Here is a 20,050-nt window from a genome sequence, read left to right on the forward strand (position 1 = left end):
CTCCCCTGTCGCTGGTGTGATCCTGGAGATCAAGGCTGAGGAGGACGACACCGTCGAGATCGGCGACGTCATCGCGATTATTGGCGACGAGGGCGAAACCCCGGCCGGCGACGACAAGTCCGACGACTCCGCCGACGCCAAGGAAGAGGCGAAGGACGAAGAGCCGGCTGAGGAGCCGAAGGAAGAGAAGAAGGCTGCTCCGAAGAAGTCCTCTGGTGAGGGCACCAAGGTTGAGATGCCGGAGCTCGGTGAGTCTGTCACCGAGGGCACCATCACCACCTGGCTGAAGGAAGTCGGCGACACTGTTGAGGTCGACGAGCCGCTGCTCGAGGTCTCCACTGACAAGGTTGACACTGAGATCCCGTCGCCGGTCGCTGGCACGCTGATCGAGGTTCTGGCTGAAGAGGACGACACCGTTGAGGTCGGCGATGTCATCGCCCGCATCGGTGACGCTGACGCTGCTGCTTCCTCCGACGACTCCAACGAAGACGAAGCCGAGGCCGAAGAAGAAGCACCGGCTAAGGCTGAGGAGCCGAAGGAAGAGAAGAAGGCTGCTCCGAAGCAGGCTTCCGGTTCCGCTACCGATGTTGAGATGCCGGAGCTCGGTGAGTCCGTCACTGAGGGCACCATCACTACGTGGCTGAAGGAAGTCGGCGACGAGGTTGAGGTCGACGAGCCGCTGCTCGAGGTCTCCACTGACAAGGTCGACACCGAGATCCCGTCCCCGGTTGCCGGCACCATCATTGAGATCCTCGCTGAAGAGGACGACACCGTTGAGGTTGGCGACGTGATCGTGGTCATCGGCGACGCTGACGCTGCTGCTTCCGACGACTCCGCCGACGAGGCTGAGGCCGAGGTCGAAGAGGCCGAAGAAAAGGCCGAGGAGAAGGCTGAAGAGAAGAAGCCGGAGCCGAAGGAAGTACCGAAGAAGGAAGAGCCGAAGGCTGCATCCACCGACTCCAAGAACGCTTCGGCGAAGGTCAACAACGGCGACAACGTCGCGTACGTCACCCCGCTGGTGCGCAAGCTGGCTGAGAAGCACGGCGTTGACCTGAACACGGTTGAGGGCACTGGTGTTGGTGGCCGCATCCGTAAGCAGGATGTCCTGGCTGCCGCTGAGGGTGGTAAGGCTGAGGGCACCACCGCTGCGTCTTCGACGAAGGAGCAGACACAGCAGCCGAAGGGTGAGCGCGCTAACTGGTCCACCAAGTCTGTGGATCCTGCGAAGGCGGAGCTCATCGGCACCACCCAGCGTGTGAACCGCATCCGCGAGATCACCGCTGCGAAGATGGTCGAGTCGCTGCAGACCACTGCTCAGCTCACCCACGTGCAGGAAGTCGACGTCACCCGTGTGGCGGAGCTGCGCAAGAAGGTGAAGCCGGCGTTCGTCGAGAAGCATGGCGCAAACATCACGTACCTGGCCTTCTTCATCAAGGCCACGGCAGAGGCGCTTGTGTCCCACCCGAACGTGAACGCTTCCTACGACGCGGATGCGAAGGAGATCACCTACCACGAGGACGTCAACATCGGTATCGCTGTTGATACCCCGATGGGTCTGTTGGTGCCGGTGATCAAGCAGGCGCAGAAGAAGAACCTTGCGGAGATTGCGAAGGCGATCACCGACCTGGCCGAGCGCGCACGCAACAAGAAGCTGCGTCCGGACGACCTGTCTGGCGCAACCTTCACGGTGACCAACATTGGTTCCGAGGGTGCGCTGCTGGATACTCCGGTGCTGACCCCGCCGCAGGCTGGCATTCTGGGTACGGCTGCGATTGAGAAGCGCCCGGTCATCGTGACCGAGGATGGCATTGACTCCATCGCGATCCGTCAGATGTGCTACCTGCCGTTCACCTACGATCACCAGCTGATCGACGGTGCGGACGCTGGTCGTTTCGTCACGACCATCAAGGACCGCATCGAGGAGGGTGACTTCGAGGCTGACCTCGATATCTAACCTCTAGCAGGCGAAAGCCCGGCACTGATTTATGTCAGTGCCGGGCCTTCTTTTTATGTTTACACTGGCGCGCATGACAGGCACATTCAAATCTTTCCGCAACAACACTGAACATTTCATGCGCGAGGCACTCGGCGGCCTTGTGGCCGCGCATCCTTTTGCGGAGTGGCACAACGAGGGGTTCGTGGGGCTTTTGCGTGACGACGACTCCCCCGCCCGCGTCGCCGTCATCTCCGGCGGCGGGTCGGGCCACGAGCCGATGCACGCCGGGTTCGTCGGCGAGGGGATGCTGGACGCGGCTTGCCCGGGGCTGCTGTTTACGTCCCCGAACGCGGTGCAGATTGGCGCGGCAACGGAGTGGGCAGATCGTGGCCGTGGTGTTGTGCATGTGGTGAAGAACTACACGGGCGACGTCATGAACTTCACCGTGGCGGGCAACCACGCCGATGCGGAGGTGAAGCAGGTGTTGGTGGCTGATGATGTGGCCACTGAGATCGATAACGATGACTCGCCGGGGAGGCGGGGTACGGGGGCGACGGTGATCGTCGAGAAGATTGCGGGCGCTGCAGCGGCTCGTGGCGACGACCTCGACGCAGTTGCGAAGGTTGCGCAGCGGGCGGCGGATCAGTCGCGAAGCATGGCGGTGGCGCTGCAGCCTGGCCACTCCCCGACCAGCGACCGTGCAACGTTTGATCTGGAGGAGGGCCAGATTGAGGTCGGTGTTGGTATTCACGGTGAGCCGGGTGTGGAGCGTCGTGATCAGGCAGATTCGAAGCCGTCGGCGCAGGCGCTGGTTGAGGAGTTACTCGATGCGGTGCTGGCTTCGCTCAAGGACAGTGGTGTTGCGGTGGGTGATGCCATGCTCTTTGTCAACGGCCTGGGTGGCACAAGCGAGCTGGAGCTCGATCTGGTCTTCGGCGAGGCGCTCAAACAGCTGTCGGATCGTGGCGTGACGGTGCGTCGCGGAATGCGTGGCTCGCTAGTGACGTCGTTGAACATGGCTGGTATTTCGCTGACGGTGACAGCACTCGACGATGAACTCATCGACTTGCTCGACGCTGAGACACTGGCACCAGCGTGGCCTGATCTGGTGCGTGACCCGCAGTATGCGGACGCCACCATGACGGATGACGAACAGCAGCCAGACAGTGGCGAGGCAAACGTGTGGCTTTCGGCCTTTGTGGATCGCCTCGCAGCTGCCTACGACGACCTGACGGCGCTAGACCGCGAGGCCGGCGATGGCGACTTTGGCCAGAACATGGAGGCGGCCTTCGGTGATATGACTACCCCGATTCGGGGCAATGATTCCGAGGTGCTGAACTTCTTCGCCCATCGGATGTTGGTTCGCGCGGGTGGTACGTCGGGGGCGGTGCTGGGCACGTTCTTCCGCGAGATGGCTGACGTGTTTGAGCGCGCCAATGTGGATTCGCGGGACGCGGACGGCCAGGCATTCGGAACAGCACTGGCTGAGGGGCTGCAGAGCGGCGTGAATGCCATTACTGAGCTCGGTGGCGCGAAGGAGGGCGACAACACGCTTATCGACGCCCTCGTGCCCGCCGCAAAGGCCGCCGAATCGCTCGATGGAGCGGCCGACGTGGAGGACGTTCTTGAGCACGTATTCGCAGCTGCCGTCGAGGGCGCAAAGTCCACCCGCGGCATGCAGGCGAAGAAGGGGCGGGCCTCCTACCTGGGAGAAAGCGCAAAGGACGTGCCGGATCCCGGCGCGATTGCGGTGACGTGGTTGTTTGGTGCAGCGGACGTGAGGGAGTTCTAAAACCCTGGTAGACCGCTTTGTCTTATTGGTGGGTGTCACGGACGTGTTTGCCCGCTATGCTTGGGCGTGCTCGTACGCCCCGAGATAAGGAGCCTTCAGTTGGATTACATTTCCCGTCATATTGGCCCAAACCAGGATGAACAGCAGCAGTTGCTGGACGCGCTGGGTTACGAAAGTATCGATGCGCTGATTGCTGCAGCGGTGCCAGGCGGGATCCTGGCTGAGCAGCCACTTGATCTGCCGGATGCGCTTACGGAGTACGAGGCTCAGGCTCGTCTGCGTGAGTTGGCTGGCAAGAACAAGGTGCTGCGCGCGTTCTATGGCCAGGGCTTTAATTCCACGTTGACGCCGCCGGTGATTCGTCGTGGTGTGGTGGAGGATGCGGGTTGGTACACCGCGTATACCCCGTATCAGCCAGAGATTTCTCAGGGGCGTTTGGAGGCGCTGCTGAATTTCCAGACCATGGTGCAGGATCTGACTGGTTTGGATATTGCGAACGCTTCGCTTCTCGACGAAGCCTCGGCCGCCGCGGAGGCTGTTGGCTTGATGGCTCGTGTGGTGAAGAAGGGTCGTCGTGTGTTGTTGGATGCTCGTTTGCATCCGCAGGTGGTCAACGTGGCTGCGGAGCGCGCCCGTGCGATCGACCTTGAGGTTGAGGTCGTTGACCTCACCGAGGGTGTTGTCGGCGAGGACTTGGTAGGCGCGGTGTTCGCCTACCCGGGTACCGAGGGCGACGTTGTGGATCCGCGTCCGGTGATTGAGGCGATCCACGAGCGTGGCGGTCTTGTCGCCGTGGACGCGGATATCCTCGCGCTGACGCTGCTGGAGTCCCCTGGTGAGTTCGGTGCAGATATCGCGATCGGCACCACCCAGCGCTTGGGTGTTCCACTGTTCTACGGCGGCCCGCACGCTGCCTACATGGCGGTGCGCCAGAAGCTGCAGCGTCAGATGCCGGGCCGCCTCGTTGGCGTGTCCAAGGATGCGGAGGGCTACCCCGCATACCGCCTGGCGTTGCAGACGCGTGAGCAGCACATTCGTCGTGAGCGTGCGACGTCCAACATCTGTACTGCTCAGGCACTGCTTGCGGTCACCGCGTCGATGTACGCGGTCTACCACGGCCCGGACGGGCTGACGCAGATCGCTCGCACGATTCACCAGCGCGCGACGGGTTTTGCTGCCGCTCTTGAGAAGGCTGGCGTGAAGGTCAAGCATGCTGAGTTCTTCGACACTGTTGCGGTGGAGGTTGACGGGGCGCGTGGTGTCGTCGATAAGTTTGCGCAGGCGGGCTACCTCGTTCGCGCGATTGACGACAACACGGTCGGCGTGTCTTTTGGCGAGGACACCACGGATGCGGATGTTTCGGCGCTGCTGGCCGGCTTCGGCGCGGAGGCTGCGACCGGCGAGTCTCGTATCCCTGCGGCACTTGTGCGCAAGACCGAGTTCCTCACCCACGAGACGTTTAACCGCATCCACTCTGAGACCCAGATGATGCGCTACATCCGCGAACTCGGCGACAAGGACCTGGCGCTGGACCGCACGATGATCCCGCTGGGTTCCTGCACGATGAAGCTCAACCCGACCGCGGGCCTTGAGGCGATTACCTGGCCTGATTTTGCCAACGTGCACCCCTTCACCCCGGACGAGTACACCGAGGGATGGCGCGAACTTATCGACGAAATCCGCTCCTGGCTGGTCGAAATCACCGGCTACGCCGAGGTGTCCGTCCAGCCGAACTCCGGTGCGAACGGCGAGTTGGCCGGTCTGTTGGCGATCCGTCGCTACCACGTGGCCAACGGCGATACCGAGCGCAATATCTGCCTGATTCCGGCGTCGGCGCACGGTACGAACGCGGCGTCTGCGACGCTGGCGAACCTGCGGGTGGTCGTCGTCAAGACTGCTGCCGATGGCTCCATCGACATCAACGACTTGGACGAGAAGCTGGCCAAGCACGAAGGCCACGTCGCAGCCATCATGCTCACCTACCCCTCCACGCACGGCGTGTACGAGGAAGACGTTCGCGTGGTCTGTGACAAGGTGCATGCGGCTGGCGGCCAGGTCTACATCGACGGCGCGAACATGAACGCCCTGACCGGCATCGCCCGCCCGGGTGACTTCGGCGGCGACGTGTCTCACCTGAACCTGCACAAGACGTTCACCATCCCGCACGGTGGCGGTGGCCCGGGTGTTGGCCCGATCGGTGTGGCCGAGCACCTCATCCCGTTCTTGCCGTCCAACCCGAACGTGCCGCTGGAGCAGGCCGCTGCGGAGATCGACGGCTCGGCTGGCGTGCCGGTGGCCTCCACCCTGTTTGGCTCGGCTGGTGTGCTGCCGATTTCCTGGTCGTACATCGCCATGTCCGGTGCGGAAGGACTGCGCAGTGCCACGGCGCACGCGGTGCTGAACGCGAACTACATTGCGAAGGAACTCAACGACTCCTTCCCAGTCCTCTACACCGGCAACAACGGCCTTGTCGGCCACGAGTGCATCCTGGACCTGCGCGAACTCACCGATCAGTCCGGTGTGACCGCCGCCGATGTGGCCAAGCGTCTGGTGGACTACGGCTTCCACGCCCCCACCCTGGCATTCCCGGTTGCGGGCACGCTCATGGTGGAGCCGACCGAGTCCGAGGACCTGGCTGAGATCGACCGCTTCATCGAGGCAATGCGCTCCATCCGTGCGGAGATCCAAGAGATCATTGACGGCAAGATCGAGTACGAAAAGTCCGTGGTCCACAACGCGCCGTACACCGCGCACAGCGTGGCCCGTGACGAGTGGCCGTACGAGTTCACCCGTGAGCAGGCCGCCTACCCGGTGGATCGTCTCGTCCACCAGAAGTACTTCCCGCCAGTGCGTCGTGTTGACGAAGCATTCGGCGACCGCAACCTCCAGTGCGCATGCCCGCCGCCGGAGGCCTTCGACATCACTGACGACACTAACGGCACCGACAACTAGGAGTAAGGAGAACACCCATGCCACAGACTCCCCTGTTTGCTAAGCACGAGGCGCTCAACGCCTCCTTCACCGACTTCGGTGGCTGGACCATGCCGCTGAAGTACGCCTCCGAGTTGGAAGAGCACCGCGCGGTGCGCAACGACGTTGGCATTTTCGACCTGTCCCACATGGGCGAAATCGACGTCAAGGGCCAGGACGCTGCAGCGTTTTTGGACTACGCGTTGATCTCCAACATGTCCATCCTGAAGGTGGGCAAGGCGAAGTATTCGATGATTGTCGATGAAAACGGCGGCATCCTCGACGACTTGATCACCTACCGCTTCGACGACGACCACTTCATGGTTGTGCCCAATGCTGGCAACACCGCAGCCGTATGGGCGGCGTTCGAGGCACGCAAGGGGGACTTCGACGTCGAGCTGCGCAACGACTCCGAAGCCACCGGCCTGGTTGCCGTACAGGGACCACGCTCCCTCGAGGTGCTCACCCCACTTTTGGACGGCGACGCCAGCGCACTCGAGTACTACTCCGGCGCCTGGATGACCCTCTCTTCCGTCGACGATGCGAAGCGAGTCGACGTGTTTGTCGCTCGCACCGGTTACACCGGTGAGGACGGCTTCGAACTGTTCTGCGCGGCCGAAGACACCGTTGCCGTGTGGGACGCCGTCATCGGCTCCGGTACCCCGTGTGGTTTGGCTGCACGTGACTCGCTGCGTCTCGAGGCATCCATGCCGCTGTACGGCAACGAATTGACCACCGACATCACCCCGGTGGAGGCCGGGATGGGCCGTGCGTTTGCAAAGAAGGAGGCGGACTTCGTCGGTAAGCAAGCGCTCACTGGTCGCGAGCCGAGCGTTGTCATCGTCGGCCTGACGTCTGAGCAGCGCCGTGCCGCACGTCAGGGCGCCGAGGTGTACCTGGCGGGTACTGAGGACAAGATCGGCGTGGTCACCTCTGGCCAACCGTCGCCGACGCTGGGATACCCGGTCGCACTCGCACATGTGGATCCGGCACACACGGAAGTGGGCACCGAAGTGGAAATTGATATCCGCGGACGCCGTTACCCGTTTACTATTGCAGCAACCCCGTTTTACACCCGAGAGGACGCATAACTATGGCTCTGAAGCAGGACTTCTACTACTCAGAGGACCACGAGTGGATCAACGCCACCCCGGACACCGCCGTTGGCCAGACCGTACGCGTGGGCATCACCCACGTCGCTGCTGACCGCCTCGGTGAGGTTGTGTTCGCGGAACTGCCGCAGGTCGGCGACACCGTCACCGCAGGCGAAACCTGCGGTGAGATCGAGTCCACCAAGTCGGTCTCTGATCTGTACTCCCCGGTCACCGGCACGGTCACCGCGGTCAACGAGGACATCGACGGCGCGTATGAGGCCATCAACAACGACCCGTACGGCGAAGGCTGGCTCTACGAGGTTGAGGTCGAAGAGGTCGGCCCGCTCATGACCGCCGACGAGTACGGCGCCGCTAACGGCGTGTAGTACACATCTCTGCCGGGGACTAGGGTTGGGCGCATGACTGCGCCACGTGACCCGTTTTTCCCCGCCGAGAAGTCCATCCGAGCCTCAGACTCGCCCATTGACGTGCGCGAGCTGGGGCTCGTGGACTATCAGCAGGCCTGGGACCTTCAGGCCGAGATTGCCGCGCAGCGCGCCAAGGACGAGGTGGGCGACACCATCCTGGTGTTGGAGCACCCCTCCACATTCACTGCCGGCAAGCGCACCCAACCAGAGGATATGCCGGATGCTTCCTACCCCGTCCCGGTTGTGACGGTGGACCGTGGCGGTCGCATCACCTGGCACGGCGAAGGCCAACTCGTGGTGTACCCGATTATTAAGTTGGCCGAGCCGGTAGACGTCGTCGATTATGTGCGCCGCCTCGAAGAAGCCCTCATTCAGACCGTGCGGGCAGCCGGGGTGACCACCGCAGGGCGTATCGACGGCCGCTCGGGCGTCTGGGTACCCGCTGAAACCAAGGCGGCCTCCCCTGAGGCCTCGACACGTGAGCGCAAGATCGCAGCACTTGGCATCCGCATCACCCGCGGGGTGACCATGCATGGGCTGAGCCTGAACTGCGACAACACCCTCGAACACTACGAACACATCGTCGCCTGCGGTATCGACGACGCCGACGTGACCACCATGTCGCTCGAACTCGGACGCGACATCACGCCTGCCGATATGGCTGGCCCTGTCGTGCACGAACTCAAACGAGCTTTGGCTGGTGAACTGGTGGTTGCGGACCATACGTTTGCCACTCGGCCGGACCCGTCGAAGGGTTTGACAAAACATGTACGGTAGGGGGCGTGACTGTAGCACCAGAAGGACGCAAGCTGCTGCGCGTTGAGGCGCGCAACTCGCAGACACCAATTGAGAAGAAACCACGCTGGATCCGCAACTCTGTAAAGACCGGTCCCGAATACGAGGACATGAAGCAAAAGGTCAAGGGAGCGGGGCTGCACACCGTGTGCCAGGAAGCCGGCTGCCCCAACATCCACGAGTGCTGGGAATCGCGTGAGGCAACGTTCCTCATCGGCGGATCGCGTTGCTCGCGCCGTTGCGATTTCTGCGACATCGCCTCCGGCAAGCCGGATCCGTTGGACCGCGACGAACCGCGTCGCGTGGCAGAAGAGGTCAAGAGCCTCAACCTGAACTACTCCACCATCACCGGTGTGACCCGCGACGACCTCGAAGACGAGGGTGCTTGGCTATACGCAGAGGTCGTCCGCAAGATCCACGAACTTAACCCAAACACCGGCGTGGAAAACCTTACTCCGGACTTCTCCGGCAAGCCGGATCTGCTCCAGGAAGTGTTCGAAGCACGCCCTGAGGTCTTCGCCCACAACCTGGAGACTGTCCCGCGCATCTTCAAGCGCATCCGTCCGGCGTTCCGTTACGAGCGATCTCTGGACGTTATCCGCCAGGCACGTGACTTCGGTTTGATCACCAAGTCCAACCTCATCCTCGGCATGGGTGAGACCCGTGAAGAGGTCCTGGAGGCACTCAACGACCTCGTTGATGCCGGCTGCGACATCATCACCATTACGCAGTACTTGCGCCCAGGCCCGACCTACCACCCGATCGATCGTTGGGTGAAGCCGGAAGAGTTCATCGAATACCGCGACGCTGCTTACGAGATGGGCTTCGGCGCTGTCATGTCCGGCCCGCTGGTCCGTTCTTCCTACCGTGCAGGCAAGCTCTACGTGGAAGCAATGAAGCACCGTGGGCTCGAACTGCCGGAGAACCTGAAGCACCTCGCGGAAACGTCTCAGGGTGAGACCGCGCAGGAAGCCTCGTCGCTGCTGAAGAAGTACGGCGCGTCTGAGGACCACCCTGTAGAGACCCGCTAGGGGTCTTTGGCCCGCGTCTTAGCTGTGGCATACAGTATTGGCCATGGCTAAGACGCAGGACAAGGCAGCCGCAAAGGCTGCGAAACAGGAACAGCGCGCGGCGAAGCGCGCGAAGAGCAAGGCAACGCGCGGGCAAATCGTCCAGGCGTTTAATATTCAGCGTAAGCGCGACAAGGCGCTTATCCCGATCATGCTGGCCTGTGTGCTCGGCGTCGGGTTGCTATTCTTCCTCCTCGGCCTGTGGTGGGGCATGAAGTGGCTCTGGCTCGTCTTCGGCCTCGTTCTGGGTGCCGTGCTGGCAATGTTTGTCTTCTCCCGCCGCCTGGAGCGCTCCATGTACGAAGAGGTCGGCGACACCCCCGGCGCTGCCGGCTGGACACTGGAGAACATGCGCAACACGATGGGCATCGTGTGGCTGACTAAGACCGGCGTGCAGGCGAATACCCACATGGACACCGTCCACCGCGTAGTGGGCAACCCGGGTGTGGTCCTGGTCGGCGAGGGTAACCCGAACCGTTTGAAGGCCCTGATGTCCAAGGAGCACAAGCGCGTCGACCGTCTGCTGGCTGGTGTACCGATCTACGAGGTGTACGTCGGTGAAGGCGAAAACCAGGTGCGCACCCGCGACCTGCAGAAGCACCTGCTGAAGCTGCCGAAGAACTACCAGAAGAACGAGGTATACAACCTCGCAGCGAAGTTGGACGCAATGGATTCACGCGCACGCAACGGCCAGATGCCGGGCCTGCCGGGTGGTCCACTGCCAAAGCAGGCACAGAACATGGCGGGTATGAACCGCAAGATGCGCCGTATGCAAGAGCGCAAGGGCGGTAAGTAACCCCCGAATCCCCCCTATGATCCGCTCGCTACCTGGAGCGGATCACTGTTGTGGTGGTGGCGCGGTCATGCATGCCGCGCCCGTCGGCGTCGACAAGCGCTGCGGGCAACACGAAGCCGGTGAGGATGGTGCGCAACGCTGCGCGCCACAGTCCCACCGGCGCTTCTTCGTCTACACGCGCCACCCCCATGCCGAGTGCAGCCATACCGGGTGTGCGGGCGAACAACCAGCCTCCCAGGATTCCCAGCACGATCCACAGCAGGTAGGTCAGCGTGTACTTGTCCCCCAACGCTGCGGTGTTCTGGGTGATCAGGGATGCAGCGATCGCGCAGATTGTCCAGTCGATGAGCACCCCCACCATGCGTCGCGCCACCGAAGCTTGCGAGCCGGCACCTTTCTCCGGCATGCCGAGGAACTCCCCCGGATAGGACGGCAGATGGTCCTCGCCGTTGAATTGATTAGGGATTTCTGGGCCGTTGCGCCAGTCAGGTCGTCGATTAGCAGCCATACTCTATGAGCCTAGCGGTGTACAGGTCTACACTTGTAACCGCTTATGACAGCCGACCGACGAGGAGTACCGCCCGTGTCCTTCGACAACATCGAAGACGTTAAAAAGTTCATTGTCGACGAGGGGGTGGAATTCGTTGACGTGCGCTTCACCGACGTGCCCGGCATCGAACACCACTTCTCCATCCCGGCCTCCATGTTCGACGAAGACGTGATGGAAGAGGGCCTCGCTTTCGACGGCTCCTCCATCCGTGGCTTCACCACGATCGAAGAGTCCGACATGACGCTCATGCCGGACCTGGCCACCGCGAAGCTCGACCAGTTCCGTGGCTCGAAGACGCTAAACGTGAAGTTTTTTGTCAACGACCCGTTCACCCACGAACCGTTCTCGCGCGACCCGCGCAACGTAGCCAAGAAGGCCGAGGAGTACCTGCGCTCCACCGGCATCGCAGACACCTGCTCGATCGGCGCCGAGGCCGAGTTCTACCTGTTTGACTCCATCCGCTACGAGGTGGACGCCCATACTGCGTTCTACGAGATCGACGCGGAAGAAGGCTGGTGGAACCGTGGTGCCGAGGCTGATGTCGATGGCGGCCCGAACCTGGGCTACAAGAACCGTGTGAAGGGTGGCTACTTCCCCGTCCCGCCGCACGACAAGACCGTCGAGGTGCGCGACGCGATGGTGCGCAACCTGGCTGAATCCGGTTTTGAGATCGAGCGTTTCCACCGCGAGGTGGGCAACGGCGGCCAGCAGGAGATCAACTACCGCTTCAACACCCTGCTACATGCGGCGGATGACCTGCAGGACTTCAAGTACATCATCAAGAACACTGCCACCCAGTTCGGTAAGACCGTCACGTTCATGCCGAAGCCGCTCGCTGGTGACAACGGCTCGGGCATGCACGCCCACCAGTCCCTCTGGAAGGACGGCGAGCCGCTGTTTTACGACGAGTCCGGCTACGGTGGCCTGTCCGACATCGCCCGCTGGTACATCGGCGGCCTGCTCGAGCACGCAGGTGCCGTACTCGCCTTCACCAACCCGACGCTGAACTCCTACCACCGCCTGGTGCCGGGCTTCGAGGCCCCGATCAACCTGGTGTACTCCCAGCGCAACCGTTCCGCTGCCATCCGCATCCCGATCACGGGTGCGAACCCGAAGGCGAAGCGCATCGAATTCCGCGCACCGGACCCGTCGGGCAACCCCTACCTCGGCTTCGCAGCCATGCTCATGGCAGGTATCGACGGCATCAAGAACCGCATCGAGCCGCACGCCCCGGTGGACAAGGACCTCTACGAACTGCCACCAGAAGAGGCCAAGGACATCCCGCAGGCACCGACCTCGCTTGAGGCTGCCCTGCAGGCGCTTGAGGCTGACCATGACTTCCTCACCGAGGGCGACGTGTTCACCGAAGACTTGATCGAGACCTACATCAAGCTGAAGTACGACAACGAGATCACCCCGGTGCGCCTCCGCCCAACGCCGCAGGAATTCGAGATGTACTTCGACTGCTAAATCAGAGGCAAAACAGCGGCTCGACGGTGGCTGAAATAGGCGGTGGTTCTCCGCTAAGCCTTAGATAACTTTGTATAGCCTGACCTGCGGAAGGTCAGGCTATACATGCTTGCGCAGGCAAAACAATCGGTTCATAGTGGGCGCTATGACTGATCTGATGGCACGCCCCAATGACTGCTCCGCCGACTGCCCGGTGGTGTACGACCTGCACCCGATGCAGCACGTTGAGCCTGGCACCAGCGAGCGGCTCAACCGCCTCCGCGCGGCCGTCCTTGGCGCGAACGACGGCATTGTCTCCACGGCGGCTGTCGTCGTGGGTGTAGCGGGCGCGACCGCGAACCAGACGACGATTGCCATGTCCGGTTTGGCCGCCGTCGTTGGTGGTGCTGTGTCGATGGCGCTTGGCGAATACGTCTCGGTGTCGTCGCAACGCGACTCAGAGCGCTCCATGGGCTTTGCGGAGCACCAGCAGGTCAATCCATGGTCAGCCGGTATCGCGTCGTTCCTGTCGTTCATCTTGGGTGCGGTGCTGCCATTTGTGACCGCGATACTGGCACCGGAGTCCGTCCGCATTGTGTCGATCTTCGCTGTGACGCTCGTTGCGCTTGCACTCACCGGCGCACTGTCAGCAAAGCTTGGCGATTCCCCGGTGCTCCGCCCGGTTCTGCGCATCGTCGTCGGTGGAACACTCGGCCTAGCGATGACTTTTGCGGTGGGTTCGCTCTTCGGCGCCGCTGCACTTTAGTGTCCAGAGTGGCGGTAGCGATTTGGATCGTATCCGTTTGACGTGGGAAAACACCCAAACCACACAACTCCACACAAAGTACACAACTCCACACAAACCACATAACTTCACATAACATCGGTAGTGTCGCCGACATCCTGCGCGTGCCAGAGGATGAGTATCCCGAACTGCCGAATGGCCAGGTACAACAAAAGGGATTACCATACATGGGGTGATGAACAAGCTCCGCCAACTTCCTCCGGCCGGCCCCGCATGGGGCGGCAGCCTCATGGGTACGTCGATCGTGTCGCGACTGCTCGTCGAAAAGAACATGATGCTTGGCGCGAGCATCTTCGCAGCGATCGCCTCCGCAATCCTCGTTGTATTGGTGGTTGGCTTTGTCACATACCGCCAGCCGAGCTTCAAACGCACCTCAATGGCGGAATGGTCGATGCTCTTCATCGGAATCCTCGCGCTCGGCGCCGCACTGTCTGGGTTGACGGATGTGCCGGTGTACCGCCTGGTCGGCTTTTGGATCGGCGCGCCCGTCACCACCTTGACCTGGGCGATCCAACTCACGCGATTCGAAGGAAAACCACGGTTTACGTGGGGGCTGCCGCTTGTCGGCCCGATGATCTCCGCGTCTGTGGCCGGCTGGCTGGCCCGCGACTACGGGCAGATTTACCACGTCATGGGCACAGTGTTTTTCTTCATGTCGCTGCTGACCGCAGTGCCGGTGTTCATGCGCGTCTACTGGGCTGCCTGGCACGGTGAGGTTGATCTGTCGGGCCCGAACTCTGCGACCGCATGGGTGCCGCTCGGCGTGATCGGCCAATCCACTACCGCGTTGCAGATCCTCTACCCCGGCTACTTCTCGGTCCACTACGGCTACGTGGCGCTTATGCTGTCCATCCCGCTGGCCATCTACGCCATGGTCACCTTCTACCCCAACGTCGCACGCTGGACGCAGTACTCCCCCGCCTGGTGGTCGTGCACGTTCCCGCCGGGCACGGTGAGCATGGGTGGCCACCAGGTGGCGCTGGTCAACGGGTCGCACTGGCTGGACGCCGTTGCCTTGGCAATTCCGTTCCTGCTGCTCGCTCACTGGACGGTGTGCTCGAGCAGGTTTATCAGTTGGGTTATCGAAGGTCGCCGGGACAACAACTCGCAGTCGACGCAGACGCCCCAGACCTCGAAGGCTGCGCGCCAGATGGCGGCCTAGCGCGCCACGTTGAGGTCGACCTCGATCCCGCCAACGCGCCCGCGGGAGGTGAACTGCCACACCGCGGGTTCCGGGAACCCGAGCGGGCGCGGCCACTTCCCCAACTGCGCCGGGTCCGTCACGGTGTTGTCGCCCCAGTGCGCGAGCCACAGTTCCCCAAACTGTGCAGGGCTGGCCAGCCCCATGTGCCGGCGCCAGTACCAGGCGTTGGTGTAAACTCCGGCCACTTCCACGCCAGCTTGGGTGAAGCACTCTACAGCGGTGTGGACGTCGTCAAGCGTAAGCCCCGCGGGTGACTCCACGTCGAGCCACATGGGCAATTGCGTATCGACGAGCACCTCACACGCCACCTCCACCTGCCGCTGCACCGTCGTGCCCTCTGAGGGGGCGCGGAGAAAGTGGTAGGTGGAGGTGACGCAGCCGGCGGTGGTGGCGTCGAGAAGCAATTGCTCAAAACACGGGTCGCGGTAGGTGCCGTCCGTGGTGCGGATGATGGCGAAGTCGAAGCCGGTGAAGTCGAAGCCTCGTTGGTATTCGGAGACGTCGACGCCGAATCTCACCGCTTCTTCAGCCCCATGCGCGGGGTGAAGCTGCCTGGGTGGCGGCGCTGCGCTGCGGCATCAGCGATGGTCAGGCGCCACTTCGGGTCGGTCACCGGCATGTTGGAAATCGGGAACCAGCCGACCTCGATCGACTCGTCGTCACCGACGATGGGCACGGCGGTGGGGTCTGTAGCCTCGCAACGAATCTGCACCGACATGTACGTCGCCTTATCCCCGTTGTCGTGCGTGACCGGGCCAACCACGCCAACGCCGAGGATTGCCGCCGGCTCGACCTCCACACCAGTCTCCTCGAGCACCTCGCGCACCGCGGCCATGTGAGGCTCCTCGCTCGGGTCCGCGATGCCGGTCACCGGGGTCCAGTTCCCATTGTCGGCGCGGCGCACGAGCAGCACGTCCGGCACCGCCCAGTCGGAGGTGTCCGCTGAATCGCGCAACACCACCGCGCACACGCTGGGCACCCACATCAGGTCGGTGCCGATCTTTTTACGGGTTTCCACAATGAACTCCGGGATAGGCATGGGTGCGAGTGTACAATCCCTTCCGATATGAGCACTTCCGTGACCGAACCCGAACAGCCCACGCGCACCTTCCTGCAGCGCGTGCCCACGCCGGTGTTTGTCACGGTCTACGGCGCACTCGTCGTCGCCGCGGTGGTGGGGGCCGTGTTCGGGCTGCGATACACCGCAGACGCGGAAAGCACCGAGGCGTCCCTGCCACAACCGGTGCGCCCGTTTAACCCGGCCCCGGCCGATCCTGCCAATGTGGCGGCGAGTGTGCGCCCCCACCTGATCCAGAACCTGCAGGTAGGCAAAACCAACACTGGTGTGATGGCGCGTGGCGATCTCGCCGAGTACGTCATGAGCGATTCCACCGAGTTCGCCGGCCACGTCTCACGCCTGCTCGAGCAGAACTGCCTAGACACGCTCGAGCTGACCACCCCAGACGGCATGCGGGTGAACTTCTGGGGCTTTTGCTTTGCGACGATACCCGCTACCACCATCCAAAACACCTTCGATTTCGCGGTGGCCCAAGGCGCTGACTCCGCGTCCTTCGCCGTCTACCCCGCCCAGAACAACTTCCACGAAATCAGACTGATCTGGACCGACGCGGAAGCAACCGGCTACGACGCGAAGCAACTCGAGCGGCAGTGGAAGCAACTCGACCGCCCCGACGAGATCGACCGCATCGCGTTCTTCGGCTACTACGACGACGAGGTCATCGTGGTGGACAACGACAAGAAGGACGGCAGGTCCACCAAGACGTTCCCCGCCGGTGAGGCGTTCAACGAGAAGTGGGGCCTCGAGCGCTAACTACCAGCGCTCATTACCAGCGCTGGGGCACGAGATCCGCGTCAGGCACGACGTGGTTGATCACGGCCATCACCTGGTTGATGTTGGAGTAGCTCATCAGCAGCGGATCCTCCATGCCTTCGAAACACTCCTCCCCCGCACGGCCAGCCTCGGTGCCTGAGACCACTCCGATGACCGTGGCCCGGCCGTTGATCTCGGTGAACACCGGCCCGCCCGAGTCGCCCGAAGCGGCGCAGACGGAGGCGATGTCGCCGTGGGTTTGGGCCTCGGCGTCGTCGTCAAGGTTCACGATCTGCACACGCTGGGTCGCCTCAAACTTGCCGCAGGTATAGCCGGTGGTCGCGCCGGTTTTGCACACGCGGTCGAGATCGTGCAGGTCCTTGGCGATACCGGTCGCGATCGGAGCACCAACGACATCCATGAACCGCTCGGTATCGGTGATCTCGATGATGCCGACATCGATACCTTTCGTTTCCTCATTCGCGTCGCCGTACATGCCGGAATAGATGAACTTGCCTACCTCGTGCGCGTAGTCGAAGGCGGTCTCCGCATTCGTCGGCCACACAAGGTCACCCGCACGCCCGCAGTGGCCCGCAGTCACGGCATAGGCTCGGCCGTCAGCGCCAGTAAACGAGAACGCTGCAGTGCACGACTGCGCGGTGAAGTGCTCACCCGGCTCCGGGTAATGGTCCGTGGACTGAATGCGCGTACCCGGCGCCCACGGCGCGAACGCAGGCACGAGCACGTTGCTCTCCTCCACCGGTGCAGGCGCGGCCTCATCCGGCGTTTGCACACGCTCAAGCGCGTGGCGCTCCTCCACCGTGGGAGTTGGGAATTGGCTCGTGGTCAGCCCGAGCCACACCACCATCGCAACAGCAGCAAGCGTTGCGACGATCACCGTAATCCACCCGCCGGTCCGCAAACCCGTACGCCGCTGAGTGGGCGGCGCAGACAGGGCAGGCTGCGCAGGCATGCCGGGCACGCCGGGCATGTCCGGGAACTGCCACTGCTGGCCATCCTCGGGCTGGTAGCGCCTCGCCAGGTTATCGTCGCCTGCCTGATGTTCAGGGAAGGTCAAGCGCGAGCCTTACTTGTCGGCGTCGTCGGTGCTGTCGGCGTCGGTGTCGTCGTCAAGAAAAAACTTGTCACCCTTGGCGGCTTCCTCGGCCTGGATCTTGATGTCGCGCAGGAACTTCTCCGGATCGAACTCCGTGTACTGCTCAGGGCCTGCGAACTGCTCTTGTGCCATCGGTGGGGATCCTTTCCTAGACGTCCGTGCGCTCGATTGCGTCGGCGATGAATGCCTTGACCTGCTCGGCGTCATTCGGCAGATCCACAACGTGGCGCTCGGCGTCCATAATCGCGGCGAAGCGCTCCGGCACCTCCGGAAGCTCGCCAATTGCCTCCACAATGGTATCCGCGAATTTCACCGGCAGCGCAGTCTCCAGCACAACAATGGGAGTTTCTACGCTGTCTGCCAGCTGCTGCGCCACGAACACGCCGTCGGCGGTGTGCGGGTCAATAACCACGCCGTACTCGTCCTTGATGCGCTTGATCGTGGCAATGCGGTCCGCATGGGTCGAGGTGCCCGACCCGAAGCCGTACTCATCAGTGATGCGCTTAAGCGCGTCCGCCTCGAGCGAGAAACCACCATCTTTGACCTTGGTGCCAAACAGTTCACGGGTGGTGTCGGCATCGCGGTCCAGCGCGTCGAAAATCATGCGCTCGAAGTTCGACGCCTTCGAGATATCCATCGATGGCGACGACGTGGCGTACGTGTCGGCTGCGGAACGCGGACGGTAATCACCGGTGGTGAAGAACTCGTGCAGGACGTTGTTCTCGTTCGTCGCCACGATCAGGCGATCAAGCGGCAGCCCCATCTGCTTCGCAATATGGCCTGCGCACACGTTGCCAAAGTTACCGGTAGGCACGCAGATCGAAACCTGCTCCTCGTTCGTCTTCGTCGTCTTAAGGTATGTGGCGATGTAGTACACCACCTGCGCAAGCAAACGCGCGAAGTTAATGGAGTTGACCGCGCCGATCGAGTACTTCGACTTAAACTCCGCGTCCGCGCTGACTTCCTTGACCACGTCCTGGCAATCATCGAAAACGCCGTCGAGCGCGATGTTGAAAATGTTCGGGTCGTCCAGGCCGAACATCTGGGCCTGCTGGAACGGGGTCATACGCCCGGCCGGGGTGAGCATGAACACGCGGATGTTGTCGCGGCCACGCATGGCGTACTCGGCCGACGAGCCGGTATCGCCCGAGGTCGCGCCCAGAATATTGATCTCTTCGCCGCGGCGCCCGAGTTCGTACTCGAACAGCTCGCCGAGCAGCTGCATCGCCATGTCCTTAAACGCAGCGGTCGGACCTTCGGAGAGGTGCGCGATGTGCAGGCCGTCGTTCAGACGCGTAACCGGCACGATCTCCTCGTCCGCGAACACCGGGGTGCGGTACGCACGCTTGGCAATCGCCTCGAGGTCCTCCGCCGGGATGTCATCGACGAACAGCTTCAACACCTCTGCGGCAAGTGCGGCGTAGCCGTCGTTGGCCAAAAGGGTGCGCCACTCGTCGAGAAGCGCCGGCGAAAGTGTCGGGTACACCGCCGGCATAAACAGCCCGCCGTCCGGGCTTAAGCCGGTGAGCAGGATGTCAGTGAAGGAACGGGCCTGGGCAGTTGCGTCGCGCGTCGAAATGAAGTCCACGCCGGGCAGTCTACGTGATCGGTGTATGCCCTTGGCCGGAATGGGCATTTACGTTCAGCGCCGGCAGGCCCGGAAAGCCGCACTTTGGTGCGGTCGTGGGGCCTCGATTCGTTCATATGCAGGGCTCGATATGCGTAACTGCAGGTCAGCGCAAAATCGGAAAAACGGCCCGAAAGGTATCTCCAAAGCCGTGACCAGGACTTACGCATATCGAGCCCTGCATATGAACGTTGGAGGGGCGGTGGCGCGTTAGCGGTGCCGGGGCGCCGGGGGCGGTGGCGCGTGAGCGCGCACCGGCGGGGTGCTGCGGCGGTGCCGGGGTGCTAGTGGCGCGGGGGCTCCTGGCGGCCGGTGAGGATGTCCACGACGGAGCGGATTGCGGCGTCGCCAAGCGGTGCCACCGAGCGCTCCTTCGGCTGCTCCGGTGTGGATGCCCGGCGCGGGCTCGGCTCGACGGTGACGTTAAGCGTCGTGTCGTCGAGTTCGAGCTTTGCGGATGGGTCGATGCCGGCGACGCGGGCGGCGTCGACGAGTGCGACGAGGTCGGCGAAGGTTGCGTTGTCAAGGTCGATAGTCATGTTCACTGCCATGCCCACAGAGCTTATTGATTCCGCAACCGCCGCGC

19 protein-coding genes are annotated in these 20,050 nt (G+C 62.6%); 12 read left to right on the plus strand and 7 right to left on the minus strand.

The features are described from left to right. The 8 genes from sucB to HMPREF2656_RS08750 form a co-directional block, all read left to right on the plus strand. On the plus strand, positions 1–1,954 hold a 1,954-nt coding region (sucB, locus tag HMPREF2656_RS08715), incomplete at its 5' end, for a 2-oxoglutarate dehydrogenase, E2 component, dihydrolipoamide succinyltransferase (RefSeq protein WP_070816340.1). A gap of 73 nt (positions 1,955–2,027) precedes the next feature. Beyond that, positions 2,028–3,728: a dihydroxyacetone kinase family protein gene (locus tag HMPREF2656_RS08720; RefSeq protein ID WP_246825140.1), complete on the plus strand. Its 1,701-nt coding sequence runs from the start codon at positions 2,028–2,030 to the stop codon at positions 3,726–3,728. Positions 3,729–3,827: 99 nt separating this feature from the next. Further along, on the plus strand, positions 3,828–6,680 hold the full coding sequence (gene gcvP, locus HMPREF2656_RS08725) for an aminomethyl-transferring glycine dehydrogenase (protein ID WP_070816342.1): 2,853 nt from the start codon (positions 3,828–3,830) through the stop codon (positions 6,678–6,680). 17 nt (positions 6,681–6,697) lie between these two features. Beyond that, positions 6,698–7,789 (plus strand): glycine cleavage system aminomethyltransferase GcvT, encoded by a 1,092-nt coding sequence (gene gcvT, locus HMPREF2656_RS08730; RefSeq protein WP_070816343.1) that lies wholly within the window; start codon positions 6,698–6,700, stop codon positions 7,787–7,789. 2 nt (positions 7,790–7,791) lie between these two features. Then, positions 7,792–8,178 (plus strand): glycine cleavage system protein GcvH, encoded by a 387-nt coding sequence (gene gcvH, locus HMPREF2656_RS08735; RefSeq protein ID WP_070422154.1) that lies wholly within the window; start codon positions 7,792–7,794, stop codon positions 8,176–8,178. A gap of 33 nt (positions 8,179–8,211) precedes the next feature. After that, a complete protein-coding gene (lipB, locus tag HMPREF2656_RS08740; protein ID WP_070614604.1) occupies positions 8,212–8,997 on the plus strand; it encodes a lipoyl(octanoyl) transferase LipB in 786 nt (261 codons plus the stop codon). Between the two features lie 5 nt (positions 8,998–9,002). Next, positions 9,003–10,046, plus strand: coding sequence for a lipoyl synthase (lipA, locus tag HMPREF2656_RS08745; RefSeq protein ID WP_070816344.1), 1,044 nt, complete (start codon positions 9,003–9,005; stop codon positions 10,044–10,046). A gap of 43 nt (positions 10,047–10,089) precedes the next feature. After that, positions 10,090–10,881, plus strand: a complete 792-nt coding sequence (locus HMPREF2656_RS08750) for a DUF4191 domain-containing protein (RefSeq protein ID WP_070816345.1) — start codon at positions 10,090–10,092, stop codon at positions 10,879–10,881. 28 nt (positions 10,882–10,909) lie between these two features. On the opposite strand, the gene HMPREF2656_RS08755 is transcribed toward HMPREF2656_RS08750, so the two are convergent. Continuing rightward, positions 10,910–11,389, minus strand: a complete 480-nt coding sequence (locus HMPREF2656_RS08755) for an RDD family protein (RefSeq protein WP_070816346.1) — start codon at positions 11,387–11,389, stop codon at positions 10,910–10,912. 45 nt (positions 11,390–11,434) lie between these two features. Between HMPREF2656_RS08755 and glnA the strand changes: the two genes are divergently transcribed. The 3 genes from glnA to HMPREF2656_RS08770 all read left to right on the plus strand — a co-directional run bounded on the left by glnA (position 11,435) and on the right by HMPREF2656_RS08770 (position 14,847). Further along, complete coding sequence (glnA, locus tag HMPREF2656_RS08760; protein WP_222599920.1) at positions 11,435–12,901, plus strand: type I glutamate--ammonia ligase; 1,467 nt, start codon at positions 11,435–11,437, stop codon at positions 12,899–12,901. 214 nt (positions 12,902–13,115) lie between these two features. Further along, complete coding sequence (locus tag HMPREF2656_RS08765) at positions 13,116–13,646, plus strand: VIT1/CCC1 transporter family protein (protein ID WP_208856598.1); 531 nt, start codon at positions 13,116–13,118, stop codon at positions 13,644–13,646. Between the two features lie 214 nt (positions 13,647–13,860). Continuing rightward, a complete protein-coding gene (locus HMPREF2656_RS08770) occupies positions 13,861–14,847 on the plus strand; it encodes a TDT family transporter (protein WP_083319490.1) in 987 nt (328 codons plus the stop codon). Here HMPREF2656_RS08770 and HMPREF2656_RS08775 read toward each other — a convergent pair. After that, positions 14,844–15,407, minus strand: coding sequence for a glycoside hydrolase family 25 protein (locus tag HMPREF2656_RS08775; RefSeq protein WP_070816348.1), 564 nt, complete (start codon positions 15,405–15,407; stop codon positions 14,844–14,846). The genes HMPREF2656_RS08770 and HMPREF2656_RS08775 overlap by 4 nt on opposite strands. Continuing rightward, entirely contained in the window at positions 15,404–15,928 is a 525-nt protein-coding gene (locus tag HMPREF2656_RS08780; RefSeq protein ID WP_070422147.1) for an NUDIX hydrolase, read from the minus strand. The genes HMPREF2656_RS08775 and HMPREF2656_RS08780 overlap by 4 nt, the downstream gene beginning before the upstream one ends. A gap of 27 nt (positions 15,929–15,955) precedes the next feature. Here HMPREF2656_RS08780 and HMPREF2656_RS08785 point away from each other — a divergent pair, with 27 nt between their 5' ends. Further along, positions 15,956–16,720, plus strand: a complete 765-nt coding sequence (locus tag HMPREF2656_RS08785; RefSeq protein ID WP_070771556.1) for a hypothetical protein — start codon at positions 15,956–15,958, stop codon at positions 16,718–16,720. Positions 16,721–16,733: 13 nt separating this feature from the next. Here the strand turns inward: HMPREF2656_RS08785 and HMPREF2656_RS08790 are convergent, their stop codons facing one another. The 4 genes from HMPREF2656_RS08790 to HMPREF2656_RS08800 all read right to left on the minus strand — a co-directional run bounded on the left by HMPREF2656_RS08790 (position 16,734) and on the right by HMPREF2656_RS08800 (position 20,015). After that, positions 16,734–17,798 carry a S1 family peptidase gene (locus HMPREF2656_RS08790; RefSeq protein WP_246825141.1) on the minus strand — a complete coding sequence of 355 codons (1,065 nt, stop codon included), beginning with the start codon at positions 17,796–17,798 and terminating at the stop codon, positions 16,734–16,736. A 9-nt stretch (positions 17,799–17,807) separates the two neighbouring features. Further along, positions 17,808–17,969: a hypothetical protein gene (locus HMPREF2656_RS13110; protein ID WP_168167553.1), complete on the minus strand. Its 162-nt coding sequence runs from the start codon at positions 17,967–17,969 to the stop codon at positions 17,808–17,810. A 16-nt stretch (positions 17,970–17,985) separates the two neighbouring features. Continuing rightward, positions 17,986–19,425 carry a threonine synthase gene (thrC, locus tag HMPREF2656_RS08795; protein ID WP_070816350.1) on the minus strand — a complete coding sequence of 480 codons (1,440 nt, stop codon included), beginning with the start codon at positions 19,423–19,425 and terminating at the stop codon, positions 17,986–17,988. A 323-nt stretch (positions 19,426–19,748) separates the two neighbouring features. Next, positions 19,749–20,015 carry a hypothetical protein gene (locus HMPREF2656_RS08800; protein ID WP_070422144.1) on the minus strand — a complete coding sequence of 89 codons (267 nt, stop codon included), beginning with the start codon at positions 20,013–20,015 and terminating at the stop codon, positions 19,749–19,751. Between the last annotated feature and the right edge of the window lie 35 nt (positions 20,016–20,050).

The organism is Corynebacterium sp. HMSC034B08 (assembly GCF_001835805.1).
Classification (GTDB): Bacteria; Actinomycetota; Actinomycetes; order Mycobacteriales; family Mycobacteriaceae; genus Corynebacterium; species Corynebacterium coyleae.